This window comes from Yokenella regensburgei (assembly GCF_003634235.1).
Taxonomy (GTDB): domain Bacteria; phylum Pseudomonadota; class Gammaproteobacteria; order Enterobacterales; family Enterobacteriaceae; genus Yokenella; species Yokenella regensburgei.
In genome coordinates, this window is record NZ_RBIZ01000005.1 from 443117 (window position 1) to 464383 (window position 21267).

18 protein-coding genes are annotated in these 21267 nt (G+C 53.2%); 13 read left to right on the plus strand and 5 right to left on the minus strand.

Annotated elements, in window-relative coordinates; all coding sequences use genetic code 11:
* The first annotated feature begins 2 nt into the window (after positions 1–2).
* Complete coding sequence (gene thrC / locus C7387_RS17180) at positions 3–1289, plus strand: threonine synthase (RefSeq protein WP_038252245.1); 1287 nt, start codon at positions 3–5, stop codon at positions 1287–1289.
* Between the two features lie 179 nt (positions 1290–1468).
* Positions 1469–1792: a DUF2502 domain-containing protein gene (locus tag C7387_RS17185; protein ID WP_006817062.1), complete on the plus strand. Its 324-nt coding sequence runs from the start codon at positions 1469–1471 to the stop codon at positions 1790–1792.
* A gap of 40 nt (positions 1793–1832) precedes the next feature.
* Here C7387_RS17185 and yaaA read toward each other — a convergent pair whose 3' ends face one another.
* On the minus strand, positions 1833–2609 hold the full coding sequence (gene yaaA / locus C7387_RS17190; protein ID WP_006817063.1) for a peroxide stress protein YaaA: 777 nt from the start codon (positions 2607–2609) through the stop codon (positions 1833–1835).
* Positions 2610–2675: 66 nt separating this feature from the next.
* Entirely contained in the window at positions 2676–4106 is a 1431-nt protein-coding gene (locus C7387_RS17195; protein WP_038252235.1) for an alanine/glycine:cation symporter family protein, read from the minus strand.
* 192 nt (positions 4107–4298) lie between these two features.
* Here C7387_RS17195 and tal point away from each other — a divergent pair, with 192 nt between their 5' ends.
* The 3 genes from tal (at position 4299) to C7387_RS17210 (ending at position 7381) form a co-directional block, all read left to right on the plus strand.
* The gene (gene tal, locus C7387_RS17200; protein WP_038252234.1) at positions 4299–5252 is read left to right on the plus strand and encodes a transaldolase; all 954 of its coding nucleotides are present in this window, start codon (positions 4299–4301) and stop codon (positions 5250–5252) included.
* A 112-nt stretch (positions 5253–5364) separates the two neighbouring features.
* Positions 5365–5952 (plus strand): molybdopterin adenylyltransferase, encoded by a 588-nt coding sequence (gene mog, locus C7387_RS17205; RefSeq protein ID WP_006817067.1) that lies wholly within the window; start codon positions 5365–5367, stop codon positions 5950–5952.
* Between the two features lie 112 nt (positions 5953–6064).
* Entirely contained in the window at positions 6065–7381 is a 1317-nt protein-coding gene (locus tag C7387_RS17210) for an MFS transporter (protein ID WP_120817160.1), read from the plus strand.
* Here the strand turns inward: C7387_RS17210 and satP are convergent.
* Positions 7378–7944, minus strand: a complete 567-nt coding sequence (satP, locus tag C7387_RS17215) for an acetate uptake transporter (RefSeq protein WP_006817069.1) — start codon at positions 7942–7944, stop codon at positions 7378–7380. The genes C7387_RS17210 and satP overlap by 4 nt on opposite strands.
* A gap of 291 nt (positions 7945–8235) precedes the next feature.
* Here satP and dnaK point away from each other — a divergent pair, with 291 nt between their 5' ends.
* Positions 8236–10152: a molecular chaperone DnaK gene (dnaK, locus tag C7387_RS17220; RefSeq protein ID WP_006817070.1), complete on the plus strand. Its 1917-nt coding sequence runs from the start codon at positions 8236–8238 to the stop codon at positions 10150–10152.
* 84 nt (positions 10153–10236) lie between these two features.
* Positions 10237–11382 (plus strand): molecular chaperone DnaJ, encoded by a 1146-nt coding sequence (gene dnaJ, locus C7387_RS17225; protein WP_006817071.1) that lies wholly within the window; start codon positions 10237–10239, stop codon positions 11380–11382.
* A 91-nt stretch (positions 11383–11473) separates the two neighbouring features.
* On the opposite strand, the gene C7387_RS17230 is transcribed toward dnaJ, so the two are convergent.
* A complete protein-coding gene (locus C7387_RS17230; protein WP_006817072.1) occupies positions 11474–11896 on the minus strand; it encodes a winged helix-turn-helix domain-containing protein in 423 nt (140 codons plus the stop codon).
* A 359-nt stretch (positions 11897–12255) separates the two neighbouring features.
* On the opposite strand from C7387_RS17230, the gene C7387_RS17235 reads away from it, so the two are divergent.
* From C7387_RS17235 to nhaR, 3 genes are all read left to right on the plus strand, one after another.
* A complete protein-coding gene (locus tag C7387_RS17235) occupies positions 12256–14013 on the plus strand; it encodes a glycoside hydrolase family 18 protein (RefSeq protein WP_120817161.1) in 1758 nt (585 codons plus the stop codon).
* Positions 14014–14163: 150 nt separating this feature from the next.
* Positions 14164–15342, plus strand: coding sequence for a Na+/H+ antiporter NhaA (gene nhaA, locus C7387_RS17240; RefSeq protein WP_006817074.1), 1179 nt, complete (start codon positions 14164–14166; stop codon positions 15340–15342).
* A 52-nt stretch (positions 15343–15394) separates the two neighbouring features.
* Positions 15395–16294: a transcriptional activator NhaR gene (gene nhaR / locus C7387_RS17245; RefSeq protein ID WP_040902759.1), complete on the plus strand. Its 900-nt coding sequence runs from the start codon at positions 15395–15397 to the stop codon at positions 16292–16294.
* A 62-nt stretch (positions 16295–16356) separates the two neighbouring features.
* Here nhaR and rpsT read toward each other — a convergent pair whose 3' ends face one another.
* Positions 16357–16620, minus strand: coding sequence for a 30S ribosomal protein S20 (gene rpsT / locus C7387_RS17250; protein ID WP_120817162.1), 264 nt, complete (start codon positions 16618–16620; stop codon positions 16357–16359).
* A gap of 329 nt (positions 16621–16949) precedes the next feature.
* Here rpsT and ribF point away from each other — a divergent pair, with 329 nt between their 5' ends.
* From ribF to lspA, 3 genes are read left to right on the plus strand one after another with little or no spacing between them, the layout of a single operon-like run.
* Complete coding sequence (gene ribF / locus C7387_RS17260; RefSeq protein ID WP_120817163.1) at positions 16950–17888, plus strand: bifunctional riboflavin kinase/FAD synthetase; 939 nt, start codon at positions 16950–16952, stop codon at positions 17886–17888.
* A 34-nt stretch (positions 17889–17922) separates the two neighbouring features.
* A complete protein-coding gene (ileS, locus tag C7387_RS17265) occupies positions 17923–20739 on the plus strand; it encodes an isoleucine--tRNA ligase (RefSeq protein ID WP_120817164.1) in 2817 nt (938 codons plus the stop codon).
* Entirely contained in the window at positions 20739–21239 is a 501-nt protein-coding gene (gene lspA, locus C7387_RS17270; protein ID WP_006817080.1) for a signal peptidase II, read from the plus strand. Before ileS ends, lspA begins: the two co-directional genes overlap by 1 nt.
* The last annotated feature ends 28 nt before the right edge of the window (positions 21240–21267 follow it).

Consider the following 21267-nt stretch of genomic DNA (forward strand, 5'->3'; position numbering starts at 1 on the left):
CGATGAAACTCTACAATTTAAAAGATCACAATGAGCAGGTCAGCTTTGCGCAGGCCGTTACACAAGGGCTTGGTAAGCAACAAGGGCTGTTCTTCCCGCATGACCTGCCGGAGTTCAATCTGACGGAAATTGACGAGATGCTGAAACAGGATTTCGTCTCCCGCAGTGCCAAAATTCTCTCCGCCTTCATTGGTGATGAAATTCCTCAGGAGCTGATGGAAGAGCGCGTCCGCGCGGCGTTTGCCTTCCCGGCACCGGTGAGCAAAGTTGAAGACGACGTGGGCTGCCTGGAGCTGTTCCATGGTCCGACGCTGGCGTTCAAAGACTTCGGCGGCCGTTTTATGGCTCAGATGCTTACCCACATCAGCGGTGACACGCCGGTGACGATTCTGACCGCCACCTCCGGTGATACTGGTGCTGCCGTGGCGCATGCGTTTTATGGTCTGAAAAACGTTCGCGTGGTGATCCTTTATCCGCGTGGCAAAATCAGCCCGCTGCAGGAGAAGCTGTTCTGTACTCTCGGCGGCAATATTGAAACCGTGGCAATTGATGGTGATTTTGATGCCTGCCAGGCGCTGGTCAAACAGGCCTTCGACGATGAAGAACTCAAAAAGGCGCTGGGGCTGAATTCGGCAAACTCAATCAATATCAGCCGTCTGCTGGCGCAAATTTGCTACTACTTTGAGGCGGTGGCGCAGCTGCCGCAGGAAGCTCGCAACCAATTGGTTATCTCGGTACCAAGCGGTAACTTCGGCGACCTGACCGCTGGCCTGCTGGCGAAATCATTAGGTTTACCAGTGAAGCGCTTTATTGCGGCGACCAACGTAAATGACACCGTGCCGCGCTTCCTGAAAGCAGGGGAGTGGAAGCCAAATAAAACTCAGGCCACGCTTTCCAACGCGATGGATGTCAGCCAGCCGAACAACTGGCCGCGCGTAGAGGAGCTGTTCCGCCGTAAAATCTGGCGCCTGAGCGATCTCGGCTATGCGGCGGTGGATGACGAAACCACCAAAGCCACGATGCTTGAACTTCAGCAGATTGGCTACACCTCTGAACCGCATGCGGCGGTGGCGTATCGCGCGCTGCGCGACCAGCTTCATCCTGGCGAATATGGCCTGTTCCTCGGTACAGCGCATCCGGCGAAGTTTAAAGAGAGCGTGGAAGCGATTCTTGGTGAAACGCTGCCGTTACCGCAGGCGCTGGCGGAACGTGCGGATTTACCGCTGCTTTCAGAGAATCTGCCTGCTGATTTCGCCGCGCTGCGTCAGCTGCTGATGAGTAAAGCGTAATTTCTCTGTTTCCTCTTCTTCGGAGGGGGAAACGGGGAGAAATTATGTAGAAATCGTGCAGGAATGCTCATTAAATGCGGGTTCGCAAAGATTAGGATTGCGGACAATAACGAAATAGGTAGTGCTCGGATACGCTTAATCTATCAGCCCACATTGGGCAGTGATGGAGGGCGTTACCTATGTCTGTTATGAAACCTGTTTTCCTTGCGCTATCCATGTTGCTGGTTGCTCCGACCATAGTTGCTCCGGTCATCGTACACGCAGAAGAAATCACCCTGGTGCCTGCAGTGAAACTGCAGATTGGCGATCGCGACGATCGCGGTTACTACTGGGATGGTGGCAACTGGCGCGATCATGACTGGTGGGGCAGACACTACGAATGGCGCGACAATCGCTGGCATCCGCATGATGAATACCGTCATCATGGTCATGGCGATGACAACGATCAGGGCGATCATCACGATCATGGCCACGGTCATGCTTACGGTCACGATCGCGACTAACTTCTTACTCAGGCCTCATCCTGCGGGATGGGGCCTGAACTCAACGCTGTTCGTGGCGTTTAAACACCAGCTCACCTTTCGCTGAGGCTTCTTCATCAAAGAAATAGCCTTCAGCGTCAAATCCTGTCAGCTGCTCCGGCTTCGTCAGGCGATTTTCTATGATATAGCGGCTCATCAGGCCTCGCGCTTTTTTGGCATAGAAGCTGATGACTTTGAACGTGCCGTTTTTCTCATCCAGGAACACCGGCTTAATCAGCTGGCCCTGCAGCTTCTTCGGTTTAACGGATTTGAAATACTCATCTGAGGCGAGGTTAATGATGACGTCGTCACCCTGTGCCTTCAACGCATCGTTGAGCTTGTCGGTGATGGTATCGCCCCAGAAATGGTACAGATCTTTTCCCCGACTGTTTTCCAGACGAATGCCCATCTCCAGGCGGTATGGCTGCATCAGATCCAGCGGGCGCAGTACGCCGTACAGGCCGGAGAGCATGCGCAGATGCTGCTGGGCAAAATCGAAATCTGCCTCACTGAAGGTTTCAGCCTGCAGGCCGGTATAGACATCGCCTTTAAACGCAAGGATCGCCTGGCGCGCATTATCCGGCGTAAAGTCCGGATGCCAGTCGTGAAAACGGGTGGCGTTGAGATCGGCGAGCTTATCGCTGATGTGCATCAGTTTACCGATTTGCGGCGCTGACAGCTTACGCGCTTCACGGATAAGCTTTTGCGAGTGATCCAGCAGTTCAGGTTGGGTATAGCGCTGTGTTGCCAGCGGGCTTTGGTAATCGAGCGTTTTTGCAGGTGAAATCAGTATCAGCATATCCAGTCCTTGCAGGAATTTTCCCCAGACTTTAACAAAAAATGGATGTGAAGTGTTCGATGGTTGCTATTGGCGTGACGCATCGTCCCAGCTTTCAGGTGCCAGTTGCTGTTCAATTTCCGGGTAGCGGGCGGGGTCGAAGACCGGTTTTAAACCGAGTCTGCGCTGGCGAAGGTAGTCGCTGGCGATGATTTTGACCACCGGTGAAAGCAGCAGAATAGCCGTCAGGTTGGTTATCGCCATTAACGCCATAATGATATCCGCCATTTGCCAGACGAGCGGTATCGTCAGCATGGTCCCTGCTATCACCATTAGCAGTGTGACGCTGCGTAAGATCCAGACGTTGCGCGGCGTGTGCAGTCGTAAAAAGAACAGATTGTTTTCCGCATAAACGTAGTTGGCAACGATCGAAGTAAAGGCGAACAATAATACGATAAAAGTGACATAACCCGCCCCCCACCCGCCGGTCAGTGCCGCCATAGCCTGCTGGATGAGGGTGATCCCGCTGCTGCCGCTAAAGGCGGTTTCGTGCCCTGCCAGCAAAACAATCATCGCGCTGGCGCTGCAGATAATAATGGTGTCGGTAAAAACGCCTATCATCTGTACGATGCCCTGGGCCGCCGGATGCGGGGGAGAGGACGCCGCCGCTGCTGCTGCGTTTGGGGTAGAACCCATCCCGGCTTCGTTTGAAAACATGCCGCGCTGGATCCCACTGGTCAGGGCCTGGCTGATGGTGTAGCCCACCGCACCGGCTGCGGCTTCCTGCCAGCCAAAGGCGCTACGGATAATTCCGCTCAGAATGCCCGGGAGTTCGCTCAGGTGGCTAAGACTGATTATCACGCTGGTCGCCACCCACAGGATGGCCATAAATGGCACGATCCACTGCATCAGCCTCGCCACACCGCGCAGTCCGCGCACGATGAACAGCAGCGTCAGGAGCGCCAGAAGCACACCGGTGGCAAGCTTAGGAATTTGAAATGCGTAATGGGCGGCGTTGGCGACCGAGTTTGCCTGTACGGTGTTGAAGATAAGGCCATAAGCGATGAGCAGGAAGACAGAAAACAGCACGCCCATCCAGCGCATGCCAAGACCCCGCGCCATATACCATGCAGGACCACCGCGAAATTGCCCGCTAGCATCACGCTCTTTATAGAGCTGTGCCAGGGAACACTCTGCAAAACTGCTGGCCATGCCGATGATAGCGGAAACCCACATCCAAAAAACCGCACCCGGGCCGCCTGCGGTGATGGCAATCGCGACCCCCGCCAGGTTACCGCTGCCCACGCGCGCGGCAAGGCTGGTACAGAGCGCCTGAAAAGAAGTTAAGCCTCCTTCCTGAGGGCGCAGGCTGCTTTTCAGACTTTTACCAAAGTGACGAATATAACGGAACTGAATATAGCCAGTCCGCCAGGTAAACCAGACTCCGGCACCCAGCAGCAGATAAATCATCACTGAGCCCCAGAGGATTTCATTTATGAAAGATAAAAAATCAGGCATTTAGCATCCTCGAGCCTTTTCTGGCACACCCGTGTAAGCGCTACCATTTTTAAGGATAATCCATTATCGGTGACGATGAGTTTATCATACTCTGCGCTCTTGCACGGTCCCAGGTTGCGCTGACCCAACGTCGTGTTATCATCAGTGAACATTGGTTATATCCCCTTAACAGCTGTTTAAAGAGACACTATCATGACGGATAAATTGACCTCCCTGCGTCAGTACACCACTGTGGTGGCAGACACCGGAGACATCGCGGCAATGAAGCTGTATCAGCCGCAGGATGCTACAACCAACCCTTCACTGATTCTGAACGCCGCGCAGATCCCTGAATACCGTAAACTGATTGACGAAGCGGTTGCATGGGCAAAAGCGCAGAGCAGCGATCGCGCTCAGCAGGTCGTTGATGCGACCGACAAACTGGCGGTGAACATCGGTCTGGAAATCCTGAAACTTATCCCGGGCCGTATCTCTACCGAAGTCGATGCTCGTCTGTCTTATGACACCGACGCCTCTATCGCGAAAGCCAAACGCCTGATCAAACTGTATAACGATGCCGGTATCAGCAACGATCGCATCCTTATCAAACTGGCTTCCACCTGGCAGGGCATCCGTGCCGCTGAGCAGCTGGAAAAAGAAGGCATCAACTGTAACCTGACCCTGCTGTTCTCCTTCGCCCAGGCGCGTGCTTGTGCGGAAGCGGGCGTGTTCCTGATTTCTCCGTTTGTTGGTCGTATCCTCGACTGGTACAAATCCAACACCGATAAGAAAGAGTACGCACCTGCAGAAGATCCGGGCGTGGTGTCAGTGACTGAAATTTATCAGTACTACAAACAGCACGGTTACGAAACTGTGGTGATGGGCGCAAGCTTCCGTAACGTCGGCGAGATCCTTGAGCTGGCCGGTTGTGACCGTCTGACCATCGCTCCGGCGCTGCTGAAAGAGCTGGCAGAAAGCGAAGGCGCTATCGAGCGTAAACTGAGCTACACCGGCGAAGTGAAAGCACGTCCGCAGCGTATTACCGAATCTCAGTTCCTGTGGCAGCACAACCAGGATCCGATGGCAGTAGACAAACTGGCGGACGGTATCCGTAAGTTTGCTATCGACCAGGAAAAACTGGAAAAAATGATCGGCGACCTGCTGTAATCATTACTTGCGTGACCGGGCTCCCGGTCACGCTACCTCTTCTGAAACCTGTCTGTTCCCTTCCTTGCAGTGTATCATTCTGTGTATTCGTCTTTATTTGCACAGGAAAATCATGAATACCTTACGTATTGGCTTAGTTTCTGTTTCCGATCGCGCCTCTGGCGGTGTTTACCAGGACAAAGGCATCCCCGCGCTTGAAGCATGGCTGGAAAGTGCGCTGACCACCCCGTTTGAGGTGCAGACACGGCTTATTCCTGATGAACAGGCAATCATTGAGCAGACGCTGTGTGAACTGGTAGATGAGATGAGCTGCCATCTCGTGCTGACCACCGGCGGTACCGGACCGGCGCGTCGTGACGTTACACCGGATGCAACACTGGCTATCGCCGATCGTGAGATGCCGGGCTTCGGTGAGCAGATGCGTCAGATTAGCCTAAACTTTGTCCCAACGGCGATCCTCTCTCGTCAGGTGGGGGTCATTCGTAAGCAGGCGCTAATTCTCAATCTGCCGGGCCAACCGAAATCGATTCAGGAAACCCTTGAAGGGGTGAAGGATGCTGATGGTAAGGTGCTGGTGGCGGGGATTTTTGCCAGTGTACCGTATTGTATACAGCTTCTTGAAGGCCCGTATGTAGAAACCAACCCGCAGGTGGTAGCAGCTTTTCGCCCGAAAAGCGCACGCCGTGAGACATTATCCTGAATAAGCGGTGTTTGTAACATAACCTGTGCCAGCAGTAGCGTGTTGTGGGTTTTACGGTATAGTCACTTTTTATTTACACTTACTGTAAACCAAAATAGACGAATGGTCCGCTATGTCACAACACGCACGCCCTCTGAATCGCCAGGATTATAAAACGCTGACGCTCGCTGCCCTCGGCGGCGCGCTGGAATTTTACGACTTCATCATTTTCGTCTTCTTCGCGGCCGTCGTCGGCGAACTCTTCTTTCCGGCTGACATTCCTGAATGGCTACGTCAGGTACAGACTTTCGGCATCTTCGCCGCAGGCTATCTGGCGCGACCGCTTGGCGGCATCATCATGGCGCACTTCGGCGATCTCGTTGGTCGCAAAAAGATGTTCACGCTGAGCATTTTGCTGATGGCGGTCCCGACGCTGGTGATTGGCTTGCTGCCAACCTACGCCTCGGCGGGCCTGGTTGCGCCATTGCTGCTACTTCTGATGCGTATTCTGCAGGGCGCGGCAATTGGCGGAGAAGTGCCGGGAGCGTGGGTGTTTGTTGCTGAACATGTGCCTTTCAGACGCATCGGTATTGCCTGCGGTACGCTGACCGCCGGGCTGACGGTAGGGATCCTGCTGGGTTCTGTTGTGGCAACTCTCATCAATACCAGCATGACGCCGCAGGCTATTCACGATGGCGGATGGCGAATCCCGTTCCTGCTCGGCGGTGCGTTTGGCCTGCTGGCGATGTATCTGCGCCGTTGGCTGCAGGAGACGCCGGTATTCCTCGAGATGCAAAAGCGTAAAGCGTTGGCAGAGGAGCTACCGGTCAAAGCGGTAGTGACAAAACACCGTCAGGCGGTAGTGCTTTCGATGTTGCTGACATGGCTCCTTTCGGCAGGCATTGTGGTGGTGATCCTGATGTCGCCGGTGTGGCTGCAAAAACAGCATGGTATGGCACCCGCGCTGACGCTGCAGGCGAATAGCGTGGCGACTATCATGCTTTGTATCGGTTGTTTGCTGGCGGGAATGTCGGCGGACCGGTTTGGCTCCGGCCCTACGCTGATTGTCGGTTCATTATTGCTGGCAGGTACCAGTTGGGCGTTCTACCATCTGGTGGGTATGCATCCGGAACAGTTAGTGTTGCTCTACGGTCTGGTTGGGTTGTGCGTCGGCGTAGTCGGGGCCGTTCCGTATGTTATGGTTCGGGCCTTTCCGGCGGAAGTTCGTTTTAGCGGAATCTCTTTTTCTTACAATCTCTCCTACGCCATTTTTGGCGGCCTGACACCGATTGTCGTGACGGTAATGATGGGCGTGTCGCCGCTGGCACCATCCTGGTATGTACTGGCGCTTTCGCTAATGGGGCTGGGGATTGGGGTCTGGCTGCAGTGGGAAGGGAAAGGTGAAATTGGCCCGGTGCGTGAGACGCCACCGGGCACAACGGCAGATTAGTGCGCTTCGCCGATCGGCAGTACGGTACGACCGTACTGCTCGTTCAGCACTTCGCCCATTGCCAGGTAGATTGCGCTGGCGCCACAGATAACGCCAATCCAGCCTGCAACCACGATAATGCCCGGGTTGTCAGCCAGGTGACCAATGGCCAGCAGAGCAAACAGAACGGTCAGGCTCAGGAACACGAACTGCAGCATACGCGCGCCTTTCAGTGTGCCGAAGAACATGAACAGCGTGAAGACGCCCCACAGACCCAGATAAACGCCCAGGAAGTGCGCGTTTGCCGCTTCGGTCAGACCCATTTTCGGCATCAGCAGAATAGCGACCAGAGTCAGCCAGAAAGAGCCGTAAGAGGTAAAGGCGGTTAAACCAAAGGTATTGCCTTTTTTATATTCCAGCAGTCCCGCGAAGATTTGCGCGATACCGCCGTAAAAAATGCCCATTGCCAGGATAATGCCATCCATCGGGAAAAGCCCAATGTTGTGCAGGTTCAGCAGGATGGTAGTCATCCCGAAACCCATCAGACCCAGCGGAGCCGGATTAGCCAACTTAGTGTTGCCCATAATTCCTCAAAATCATCATTTAAATGGTGAAGTGTAAATACCCTGTGCCAATCCTCTGGTAGCAGGGCGCGGCATCATAATAAGGTGCTGGTGGCGTGTCTATGATCTGAGAGGGTTGAATTAAAAATTTTTTACTTTGCCCCTTGATGCGCAGCGATGCGACCCCATTTAGTACTCAACCGCAGTGGTGAGCCTGAAAAAAAACGATTCAGGGAGCTTGAAACGACACGTTTCGCCCCTATTACAGGTTCACAACCACATGTTGATCGAATTTATAGTGGAGACGTTTAGATGGGTAAAATTATTGGTATCGACCTGGGTACTACCAACTCTTGTGTAGCGATTATGGATGGCACTACCGCGCGCGTGCTTGAGAACGCCGAGGGCGATCGCACCACGCCTTCTATCATTGCTTATACCCAGGATGGTGAAACTCTGGTTGGTCAGCCGGCTAAACGTCAGGCAGTGACGAACCCGCAAAATACGCTGTTCGCAATCAAACGCCTGATTGGCCGTCGCTTCCAGGACGAAGAAGTTCAGCGTGATGTTTCCATCATGCCGTACAAAATCGTTGCTGCTGATAACGGTGACGCATGGCTTGATGTGAAAGGCACCAAAACTGCACCGCCGCAGATCTCTGCTGAAGTGCTGAAGAAAATGAAGAAAACCGCGGAAGATTACCTGGGTGAGCCGGTAACTGAAGCTGTTATCACCGTACCTGCATACTTCAACGATGCTCAGCGTCAGGCAACGAAAGATGCTGGCCGTATCGCAGGTCTGGAAGTTAAGCGTATCATCAACGAACCGACCGCAGCAGCACTGGCTTACGGTCTGGATAAAGAAGTCGGTAACCGTACTATCGCGGTTTACGACCTGGGTGGTGGTACCTTCGATATCTCTATTATCGAAATCGACGAAGTCGACGGCGAAAAAACCTTCGAAGTACTGGCAACCAACGGTGATACCCACCTGGGTGGTGAAGACTTCGATACTCGCCTGATCAACTACCTCGTTGACGAGTTCAAGAAAGATCAGGGCATTGACCTGCGTAATGACCCGCTGGCGATGCAGCGTCTGAAAGAAGCCGCTGAGAAAGCGAAGATTGAACTGTCTTCTGCTCAGCAGACCGACGTTAACCTGCCGTACATCACTGCAGATGCGACCGGTCCGAAACACATGAACATCAAAGTGACTCGTGCGAAACTGGAAAGCCTGGTTGAAGACCTGGTGAACCGTTCCATCGAGCCGCTGAAAGTTGCGCTGCAGGATGCTGGCCTGTCCGTGTCCGATATCCAGGACGTTATCCTGGTCGGTGGTCAGACTCGTATGCCGATGGTGCAGAAGAAAGTTGCTGAGTTCTTCGGTAAAGAACCGCGTAAAGACGTTAACCCGGACGAAGCCGTGGCTATCGGTGCTGCCGTTCAGGGTGGTGTACTGACAGGTGAAGTTAAAGACGTTCTGTTGCTGGACGTTACTCCGCTGTCTCTGGGTATTGAAACCATGGGCGGTGTGATGACGGCGCTCATCAACAAAAACACCACCATCCCGACCAAGCACAGCCAGGTGTTCTCAACCGCTGAGGACAACCAGTCTGCGGTAACTATCCACGTGATTCAGGGTGAGCGTAAACGTGCATCCGATAACAAATCACTGGGTCAGTTCAACCTGGATGGTATTAACCCGGCACCGCGCGGCATGCCGCAGATCGAAGTCACCTTCGATATCGATGCTGACGGTATTCTGCACGTTTCCGCGAAAGACAAAAACAGCGGTAAAGAGCAGAAAATCACCATCAAGGCCTCTTCTGGTCTGAACGAAGAAGAGATCCAGAAAATGGTTCGCGAAGCGGAAGCTAACGCCGAGTCTGACCGTAAGTTCGAAGAACTGGTTCAGACCCGCAACCAGGGTGATCATCTGCTGCACAGCACTCGTAAGCAGGTTGAAGAAGCCGGTGACAAACTGCCAGCTGAAGACAAAACGGCTATCGAGTCTGCGCTGACTGCACTGGAAGCGTCCCTGAAAGGCGAAGACAAAGCAGACATCGAAGCGAAAATGCAGGCGCTGGCGCAAGCTTCCCAGAAACTGCTGGAAATCGCTCAGCAGCAGCACGCTCAGCAGCAGGCAGGCGGGGCTGACGCTTCCGCGAGCAATGCGAAAGACGACGATGTTGTTGACGCAGAGTTCGAAGAAGTGAAAGACAAAAAATAATCGCCCTTTGAACGGGTAATTACTGGCACGGGCGAAGAGGTTTCCTCTCCGCCCGTGCTCGCATGTTAAGGGCATTGAAAAAAGATGGCTAAGAGAGACTATTACGAGATTTTAGGCGTTTCCAAAACAGCGGAAGAGCGTGAAATCAAAAAGGCCTACAAGCGCCTGGCCATGAAATATCACCCGGACCGTAACCAGGGTGATAAAGAAGCCGAAGCCAAATTTAAAGAAATTAAAGAAGCCTACGAGATCCTGACCGACTCTCAGAAACGTGCGGCGTACGATCAGTATGGCCACGCTGCCTTTGAACAGGGCGGCATGGGCGGCGGTGGATTCGGTGGCGGCTTTGGCGGTGGCGGTGCTGATTTCAGCGACATCTTCGGCGATGTGTTTGGTGATATCTTTGGTGGCGGTCGTGGTCGTCAGCGTGCAGCGCGAGGCGCTGATCTGCGCTACAACATGGACCTGACGCTGGAAGAAGCCGTTCGCGGCGTGACCAAAGAAATTCGTATTCCGACCCTCGAAGAGTGCGACGTGTGCCATGGCAACGGCGCAAAACCGGGTACCCAACCGCAAACCTGCCCAACCTGTCACGGTTCCGGCCAGGTACAGATGCGTCAGGGCTTCTTCGCGGTGCAGCAGACCTGTCCGCACTGTCAGGGTCGCGGTACGCTGATTAAAGATCCGTGCAACAAGTGCCACGGACACGGTCGCGTGGAAAAATCTAAAACGCTGTCAGTTAAAATTCCGGCGGGTGTGGATACCGGCGATCGCATTCGTCTGTCTGGTGAAGGCGAAGCGGGCGAGCATGGTGCACCGGCAGGCGATCTGTACGTTCAGGTTCAGGTGAAGCAGCATGCTATCTTTGAGCGTGAAGGCAACAACCTGTACTGTGAAGTCCCAATCAACTTCGCTATGGCTGCGCTGGGCGGTGAGATTGAAGTGCCGACGCTGGATGGCCGCGTTAACCTGAAGGTGCCGGGCGAAACCCAGACGGGTAAACTGTTCCGCATGCGCGGTAAAGGCGTGAAATCCGTTCGTGGCGGTGCGCAGGGCGATCTGCTGTGCCGTGTCGTCGTCGAGACGCCTGTCGGACTGAACGACAAGCAAAAACAGTTGCTGAAGGAATTGCAGGAAAGCTTTGGTGGCCCGACGGGTGAGAAAAACAGCCCGCGCTCCAAGAGCTTCTTTGACGGCGTGAAGAAGTTTTTTGACGATCTGACGCGTTAATCATTTCAGCAGGCTTCAAACAAAACCCGGAGGGTGATACCTCCGGGTTTTTTTATGCTGCTTTTCTCTCCGGGCCCTTACAGTATCCGCGTTACCAGCGGAATAGTTTGCACATCAGGGCTGAGAGGAACGAACTTTTAGGTCCCCCGATTTTCTGTTCTGATGTTGATGGGTTGGCGTTTGCTGGAAGAATGTCGATGTCATCGTTAATCCGAACACCCTGGCGAGGGATGGTTATCATAAAGTTCTCAATACCCACCTCACGAAGGTCTTTACGTAAAAGATAAAGGAGCTGCGTTAAGTTAGCATCGCTGACAAATTGCCCGCGCTCTCCCCATAACGCGGTAGTAATATCTGTTTTGTCGATAATGCTTTTACTTCTCGTGGTAATAAAAAAACTCAGGCACCGGGCACGCATTGGTGTCATCTTTATCCTTCTCGCACTATCCTTGTTTTCTATTTCTAAATTGTTCTCGTCGAAAATACAGTTAGTGTTTATTACGTAGCAGCTCATGTTAGTTTTTCCTGATTGACTCTGATGTCACTCATTATGCTGATAGCAACTTTGCACATTGACTCTTTTGTAGTCGACTTTGTTTATTTTGAGGTGAAGTGATTTTATTGGTTTCGACGATTTCTTTATTAATCTGATTTTTATGGGTTTTGTTTTTGTGATGAGAAAGATCTCATTCTGTGTTTTTAGCTTGTTTTAAGGTGGATTTAAGCGTGATTAAATTTATGAAATGTTGGATCGCTCTTTGGTAAGTATAAGGATGAATTATGATGGATAATGATTACCTTATTTTTACTCGTTATGGAAATATTTCCCCACAGCAAAACGCTGTCAAAAATTAACCTGTGAGGAAATATATTATGTCTACCAGTAAACTGATTAAAGCCGATAGCCTGACGGAAAAAAGCAATGCTGCCGATGGGTTTAAACCTGCTACCGAAACAGAAAAATACAGCTATACCTCTGCTCGTGTAGCCGCTCCGGTGTATAACAAATATCGTAAAGCCAACAAGCCTAAAGTATTCGGGTACTACACCGACTGGTCTCAATATGACGGTCGCCTGCAGGGCCAGGACTCACCTGAGAGCCGCGGCCGTGGTTATGATCTTGCTCATGTCGACCCTACTGCATACGACAAAATCATTTTTGGCTTTATTGGCATCGTTGGCGATCAAGGTGAAAAACTGTTCACCATCAATAATGCCGCGACTCAGACCGGTAAAGTGACTGGCGAACCGACCTTCCTCGACCCATGGGGTGATTTCCAGTCTTACGTTAACTGCAACCAGGAAACCAGCGGTTGGGATGTAGACCCGAAAACAGTAACGGAATCTACGACTCATGGTCTGCTGGGCGGCCTGCGTGACCTGCAGGCAAAAGCAAAATCTATGGATCATGAGCTGGCGCTTTCAATGAGCATTGGCGGCTGGACCATGAGTAATGGCTTCCACGAGATGGCGAAAACCGAAGCCACTCGTAAAGTATTTGCAGCAGGTGTCGTAAAACTGTTTAAACAATTCCCTATGTTTAGCGAAGTCGATATCGACTGGGAATACCCGAACAACGCGGGGAACGGGAATCCGCACGGCGTGGAAGATGGTGAAAACTATGCTCTGCTGATCAAAGAGCTGAAAACTCAGCTCAATGCAGCAGGTCGTGGTGATGTAAAAGTCTCTATCGCGAGCTCTGCTGTTGTGGAAGTACTCGGGTATTCCAACGTCAAAGCACTGCTGGATGCAGGTTTGTATGCCATCAACGTGATGACTTACGACTTCTTCGGTACTCCGTGGGCGGCGGAACTGACTCACCACACTAACCTTACACCGCTGGCGGAAGGTAGCTGGAGCGTTGAAGCCGTTGTTGATTATCTGATTGCGGAAGGTTTCCCATCCGATCGTATTAACATTGGTTATGCTGGTTATACCCGTAATGCGCGTAACGCTGAAGTTGAAAGTGTTTCACCGCTGAAAGGTAGCTACAACCCAGGTCAGGGGACCACCACCGGTTCCTTCGAGTCCGGCTGTACTGAATGGTATGACACCATTTATAACTATCTGGATCTGGAGAACCAGTCTGGTCGTAACGGTTTTAATGTTTATACCGACACCGTGGCCGATGCTGATTTCCTTTATAACCCGCAATCTAAACTGTTCATGTCTCTTGATACCCCACGTTCAGTGAAGGCTAAAGGCGAGTACGCGGCTAAGCATAATCTGGGCGGCCTGTTTACCTGGACCATCGACCAGGATAACGGTGTTCTGCTGAACGCCGCACGTGAAGGTCTGGGCTACGAAGTTCAGACCCAGGTTGTCGATATGGCACCGTTCTATTTCTCTGGGATGACTGCTATTGATGGCGTGGTTCCTGATGATGAAACTCCTGTCGACCCACAGCCGGAACCGACTCCTGATGATACTGATGTCGAGCCGCAGCCAGAGCCGACTCCGGACGAAGGTGAAACTTCAGGCGATACCTGGGATGCTACAGCAACCTATATGGAAAATGACCTGGTTATCTGGAAAGGTCATCAATATAAAGCAGGATGGTGGACCGTTGGCGATCAGCCAGACCTGAACTGCGGTGTAGGCCAGCCGTGGAACGATCTGGGTGCAATCTGATCGTTATCTGTAAAAAAATCAAAGACGCTCAATAGAGCGTCTTTTCGTTTTTATCGAATCAAAATGCAGATATAAGCTACTTTTCCCGAGTTAATATCATCGATAATATGGCTATCATTCTGTTTTATCGAAGTGAATCGGGATTTGATAATGAAAAATCTACATCGTTTTTTCAGCAGTGATGCCGCAGGGGGCATCATCCTCATTATTGCTGCGGCGCTGGCGATGCTGCTTGCCAATACCGGAGCGACCAGCGGCATTTACCACGCATTTCTGGAAACCCCCGTGCAGCTACGGGTGGGCGCTCTGGAAATCAACAAAAACATGCTGTTGTGGATAAACGACGCGCTGATGGCAATCTTCTTCCTGCTCATCGGGCTCGAAGTGAAGCGCGAGCTAATTCAGGGATCGCTTGCCAGCCGCCGTCAGGCGGTATTCCCGGTGATTGCAGCACTGGGGGGAATGGTGGTTCCGGCGCTGGTCTACCTGGCGTTTAACGCCCAGGATCCAGTGGCACGCGAAGGATGGGCAATTCCAGCGGCGACCGACATTGCCTTTGCGCTCGGTGTGCTGGCACTGCTCGGTAGCCGTATTCCCGCAGCGTTAAAAATCTTCCTGATGGCGTTGGCGATCATCGACGATCTGGGAGCCATCGTGATTATCGCGCTGTTCTACACCAACGATCTGTCGCTGCTCTCACTGGGGGTAGCCGCTGCTGCGATTGTGGTGCTGATCGGCCTGAATCTGTGCGGTGTCCGCCGGACGGGTATCTATATTCTGGTGGGAGCCATCCTGTGGACGGCGGTGCTAAAATCAGGAGTCCACGCGACGCTTGCGGGTGTTATCGTCGGGTTCCTGATCCCACTCAAGGAGAAGGAGGGGAAATCACCGGCGAAGCAGCTTGAGCACGTTCTGCATCCGTGGGTGGCGTTCCTTATTCTGCCGCTGTTTGCGTTTGCCAATGCCGGCGTTTCTTTGGGAGGCGTCACGCTTGAAGGGCTGACTTCGCTGCTACCGCTTGGCATCATTGCCGGTCTGTTCATTGGTAAGCCGCTCGGGATTAGCTTGTTCTGCTGGCTGGCGTTGAAGCTGAAGTGGGCGCATCTGCCGGAAGGGACAACCTGCAAGCAGATTATGGCCGTGGGTGTACTGTGTGGAATCGGCTTCACCATGTCGATATTCATTGCCAGCCTGGCATTCGGCAACGTTGATCCCGCGCTCATTAACTGGGCAAAGCTTGGGATCCTGATTGGCTCTGTCCTGTCAGCCGTTGTCGGTTACACCCTGCTGCGCATGCAGATGCGTGGTTCGCAGGATTCAACAGAGTGAACAGCGAAGCGCCCTACGGGGCGCTTTTAAGACATATCAGGGAGTGAAAAACATGTCTCATATGAACTACAACCATCTGTACTACTTCTGGCACGTCTATAAAGAGGGATCGGTTGTTGGCGCGGCAGAAGCACTTTACTTAACGCCACAAACGATTACCGGGCAGATCAAGGCGCTGGAGGAGAGGCTACAGGGCAAGCTGTTCAAACGTAAGGGCAGGGGGCTTGAGCCGAGCGAGCTCGGTGAGCTGGTGTTTCGCTATGCCGATAAGATGTTCACCCTGAGCCAGGAGATGCTCGATATCGTCAACTACCGCAAAGAAGCGAATCTGCTGTTTGATGTGGGCGTGGCGGATGCGTTGTCGAAACGCCTGGTGAGTGGCGTACTGGACGCCGCGGTTGTTGAAGATGAGCAAATTCATCTACGCTGCTTTGAATCCACTCACGAGATGCTGCTTGAACAGCTCAGCCAGCATAAGCTGGATATTATTATCTCTGACTGCCCGATTGATTCTACCCAACAGGAAGGTCTGTTTTCGGTCAAAATTGGTGAATGTGGGGTCAGCTTCTGGTGTATGAACCCGCCGCTGGAAAAGCCTTTCCCGGCCTGCCTCGAGGAACGTCGCCTGCTGATCCCAGGCCGTCGCTCTATGCTCGGGCGCAAACTGCTGAACTGGTTTAACTCGCAGGGGCTTAAGGTTGAGATTCTGGGGGAGTTTGATGATGCGGCGCTGATGAAGGCGTTTGGTGCGGCACACAATGCCATCTTTGTGGCACCAACGCTTTATGCGCAGGCTCTCTACGCCGATGAGAACATCATCGAGATTGGGCGCATGGATACGGTGATGGAGGAGTATCACGCAATCTTTGCCGAGCGGATGATCCAGCACCCGGCGGTTCAGCGTATCTGCAATCAGGATTACTCTGCGCTGTTTGCACTTCCTGAACGCTAAACGACAGACATAAAAAAACCCGCGTTAGCGGGCTTTTTTCAAAGCGGATAACAAGCGGGCGATTAAGCCAGTTTGTTGATCTGAGCAGTCAGGTTCGCCTTATGACGAGCTGCTTTGTTTTTGTGGATCAGACCTTTAGCAGCCTGACGGTCCACGATTGGTTGCATTGCATCGAATGCGTTCTGTGCTGCAGCTTTGTCGCCAGCTTCGATAGCTGCGTATACTTTCTTGATGAAAGTACGCATCATAGAGCGACGGCTAGCGTTGTGTTTGCGAGCCTTTTCAGACTGAACGGCGCGCTTCTTAGCTGATTTGATATTAGCCAAGGTCCAACTCCCAAATATGTTCTATATGGACAATTCAAAGGCCGAGGAATATGCCCTTTTAGCCTTCTTTTGTCAATGGATTTGTGCAAATAAGCGCCGTTAATGTGACAACGCTTGATTACGTAGTGATGGCGCAGGATTCTAACAGCTTGCGCCTGGCGAATACAGCTTTTCCGGCACAAAAATCGCATAACAACCGCAGTTTTTCTCACCGCGAATGGCAAGGTTGATGAAATCCTTATCTCTTTCTGTTGCGGAGTGCAATCGCGGGTTAACGTGAACTGCGGTACAAGGTATACTCGGACGATTTTCACTGTTTTGAGCCAGACATGAAGCTGATACGCGGCATACATAATCTCAGCCAGGCCCCGCAGGGCTGTGTGTTGACCATTGGTAATTTCGACGGCGTGCATCGTGGGCATCAGGCGCTTTTGCAGCGCTTGCGCGCGGAAGGCCAGAAACGTGGTTTACCTGTCGTCGTGATGATATTCGAACCGCAGCCGCTCGAGCTTTTTGCCGCTGATAAAGCCCCTGCAAGACTCACGCGCCTGCGAGAAAAACTGCGCTATCTGGCTGAAAGTCATGCGGATTACGTGCTCTGTGTCCGTTTCGACCGACGCTTCGCGGCGCTGACTGCGCAAGCCTTTATTAGCGATCTACTGGTTAAACGTCTTGGCGTGCAGTATCTCGCGGTAGGGGATGATTTCCGCTTTGGCGCTGGTCGTCAGGGGGATTTCTTGTTATTACAGAAAGCCGGGGCCGAATACGGTTTCGACGTCACCAGCACCCACACGTTTTGCGATGGTGGTATGCGCATCAGTAGCACTGCGGTGCGCGAGGCGCTGGCGGCGGATGATCTGCAGCAGGCTGAAAAGCTGCTGGGGCATCCTTTTACGATTTCTGGTCGCGTGGTACACGGCGATGAGCTGGGTCGTACCATCGGCTTCCCGACGGCGAACTTACCGCTGCGTCGTCAGGTTTCCCCGGTTAAAGGGGTCTATGCGGTTGAAGTGGCAGGGCTGGGCGACACGCTGCTGCCGGGCGTGGCAAACATCGGTACCCGACCAACGGTGTCCGGCGTGCGCCAACAGCTCGAAGTCCACCTGCTGGACGTTGTAATGGACCTCTATGGTCGCCATATAGATGTCATACTGCGTAAAAAAATACGCAACGAGCAGCGATTCGCGTCGCTGGATGAATTAAAGGCGCAAATCGCGCGAGATGAATTAACAGCCCGCGAATGCTTTGGGCTATCAAACCCGGCTTAAATGCCTACGTGATAAATACGGAACCGAGAATCTGATGAGTGACTATAAATCAACCCTGAATTTGCCGGAAACAGGGTTCCCGATGCGCGGCGATCTTGCCAAGCGTGAACCGGGAATGCTGGCGCGTTGGACCGATGATGACCTGTACGGCATCATCCGTGCAGCGAAAAAAGGCAAAAAAACCTTCATTCTGCATGATGGCCCTCCTTATGCGAATGGCAGCATTCATATTGGTCACTCGGTTAACAAGATTCTGAAAGACATTATCGTGAAGTCCAAAGGGCTGACGGGTTTTGATTCCCCGTACGTTCCGGGCTGGGACTGCCACGGTCTGCCTATCGAACTGAAAGTAGAACAAGAGTTCGGTAAGCCGGGCGAGAAGTTCACCGCCGCAGAATTCCGCGCGAAATGCCGTGAATACGCCGCGACTCAGGTTGAAGGCCAGCGTAAAGACTTTATCCGTCTTGGTGTGCTGGGTGACTGGTCACGTCCGTACCTGACCATGGACTTCAACACCGAAGCTAATATCATCCGTGCACTGGGTAAAATCATCGGTAATGGCCACCTGCACAAAGGTGCTAAACCGGTGCACTGGTGCGTTGACTGCCGCTCTGCGCTGGCAGAGGCAGAAGTTGAGTACTACGACAAAACTTCACCGTCTATCGATGTCGCGTTCCACGCGGTCTCTCAGGATGCGGTAAAAGCGAAATTTGGCGTAAGTTCCGTCAATGGCCCGATCTCCCTGGTTATCTGGACCACGACTCCGTGGACGTTGCCAGCAAACCGCGCTATTTCTCTTTCCGGCGAGTTCGAATACGCGCTGGTACAGATTGACGGTCAGGCGCTGATCCTGGCGAAAGATCTGGTAGAAAGCGTTCTGAAACGCGCTGGCATCAATGAATACACGGTTCTGGGCACTGTAAAAGGCGATGCGCTGGAACTGATGCGCTTCAAGCACCCGTTCCTCGACTTCGACGTACCGGCTATCCTTGGCGAACACGTCACTCTGGATGCGGGTACCGGTGCGGTGCACACCGCCGGTGGCCACGGCCCGGACGACTACACCATCAGCCAGAAATACGGTCTGGAAATTGCCAACCCGGTTGGCCCGGACGGTGCTTATCTGCCGGGGACCTATCCGTCTCTGGATGGCATCAACGTCTTCAAAGCTAACGACATCATCGTTGAGATGCTGCGTACCAGCGGCGCACTGTTGCACGTGGAAAAAATGCAGCACAGCTATCCGTGCTGCTGGCGTCACAAAACGCCTATCATCTTCCGCGCCACGCCGCAGTGGTTCGTGAGCATGGATCAAAAAGGCCTGCGTGCGCAGTCTCTGAAAGAGATCAAAGGCGTACAGTGGATCCCGGACTGGGGCCAGGCGCGTATCGAATCCATGGTTGCTAACCGCCCTGACTGGTGTATCTCCCGTCAGCGCACCTGGGGCGTCCCGATGTCTCTGTTCGTCCATAAAGAGACCCAGGAGCTGCACCCGCGCACCCTGGAGCTGATGGAAGCCGTGGCAAAACGCGTTGAAGTAGACGGCATCCAGGCGTGGTGGGATCTTGACCCGCGCGACATCATGGGTGACGACGCTGACCTGTACGAGAAAGTTCCGGATACGCTGGACGTGTGGTTTGACTCCGGGTCAACGCACTCCTCCGTCGTTGACGTGCGCCCGGAGTTTTCCGGTCACGCTGCCGACATGTATCTGGAAGGTTCCGACCAACACCGTGGCTGGTTCATGTCATCTCTGATGATTTCTACCGCGATGAAAGGTAAAGCGCCTTACCGTCAGGTACTGACCCACGGCTTCACCGTTGATGGTCAGGGCCGTAAGATGTCGAAATCTATCGGCAACACCGTCAGCCCGCAGGATGTGATGAACAAACTGGGCGCAGACATCCTGCGCCTGTGGGTGGCTTCAACCGACTATACCGGTGAAATGGCGGTTTCTGATGAGATCCTGAAACGTGCCGCCGACAGCTATCGTCGTATCCGTAACACCGCGCGCTTCCTGCTGGCGAACCTCAACGGTTTCGATCCGGTAAAAGACATGGTGAAACCGGAAGATATGGTGGTGCTGGACCGCTGGGCGGTAGGCTGTGCGCAGGCCGCACAGGAAGACATCCTGAAAGCTTACGAGTCTTACGACTTCCACGAAGTGGTGCAGCGTCTGATGCGTTTCTGCTCCATCGAAATGGGCTCGTTCTACCTCGACATCATTAAAGACCGTCAGTACACCGCGAAGGCTGACAGCGTTGCTCGTCGCAGCTGCCAGACTGCACTGTTCCACATTGCAGAAGCGCTGGTTCGCTGGATGGCACCGATCATGTCCTTCACCGCAGATGAAATCTGGGGCTACCTGCCAGGCAATCGTGAGAAGTATGTCTTCACCGGCGAGTGGTACACCGGTCTGTTTGGTCTGGCAGACAGCGAAGCAATGAACGACGGCTTCTGGGACGAACTGCTGAAAGTCCGTGGCGAAGTGAACAAGGTCATTGAGCAGGCGCGTGCTGACAAGAAAGTGGGCGGTTCTCTGGAAGCGGCAGTGACGTTGTACGCTGAACCAGCGCTAGCGGCGAAACTGACCGCACTGGGTGACGAATTACGATTCGTCCTGTTGACCTCCAGCGCTCAGGTTGCTGACTATGCAGAGGCGCCTGCGGAGGCTCAGCAGAGTGAACTGTTGAAGGGTCTGAAGGTCGTACTGAACAAAGCCGACGGTGAGAAATGCCCGCGTTGCTGGCATTACACGACTGATATCGGTCAGGTGGCGGATCACGCAGATCTCTGCGGACGCTGTGTAAGCAACGTCGCCGGTGACGGCGAGCAACGTAAGTTTGCCTGATGAGTAAATCTGTTTGTTCTACCGGGCTGCGCTGGCTGTGGGTGGTCGTCGCCGTGCTGATTATCGATTTGGGGAGTAAGTACCTCATCCTGCAGAACTTCGTTCTGGGGGATACGGTGCCGCTGTTCCCGTCGCTTAATCTGCATTATGCGCGCAACTATGGTGCGGCGTTCAGCTTCCTCGCCGATAGCGGCGGATGGCAGCGCTGGTTCTTCGCCGGGATTGCCATTGGTATCTGTGTGGTGCTGGCGGTGCTGATGTATCGCTCAAAAGCCACCCAGAAGCTGAATAACATCGCCTATGCGCTGATCATCGGTGGGGCGTTGGGGAACCTGTTTGACCGCCTGTGGCACGGCTTTGTTGTCGATATGATCGACTTCTACGTCGGTGACTGGCACTTTGCGACCTTTAATCTGGCCGATACCGCTATATGTATCGGCGCAGCATTAATCGTGCTGGAAGGTTTCTTACCTAACGCGGCGAAGAAAGAAAAGGCGTAATATAAAATGCCCGGCGGCGAAAGCTTGC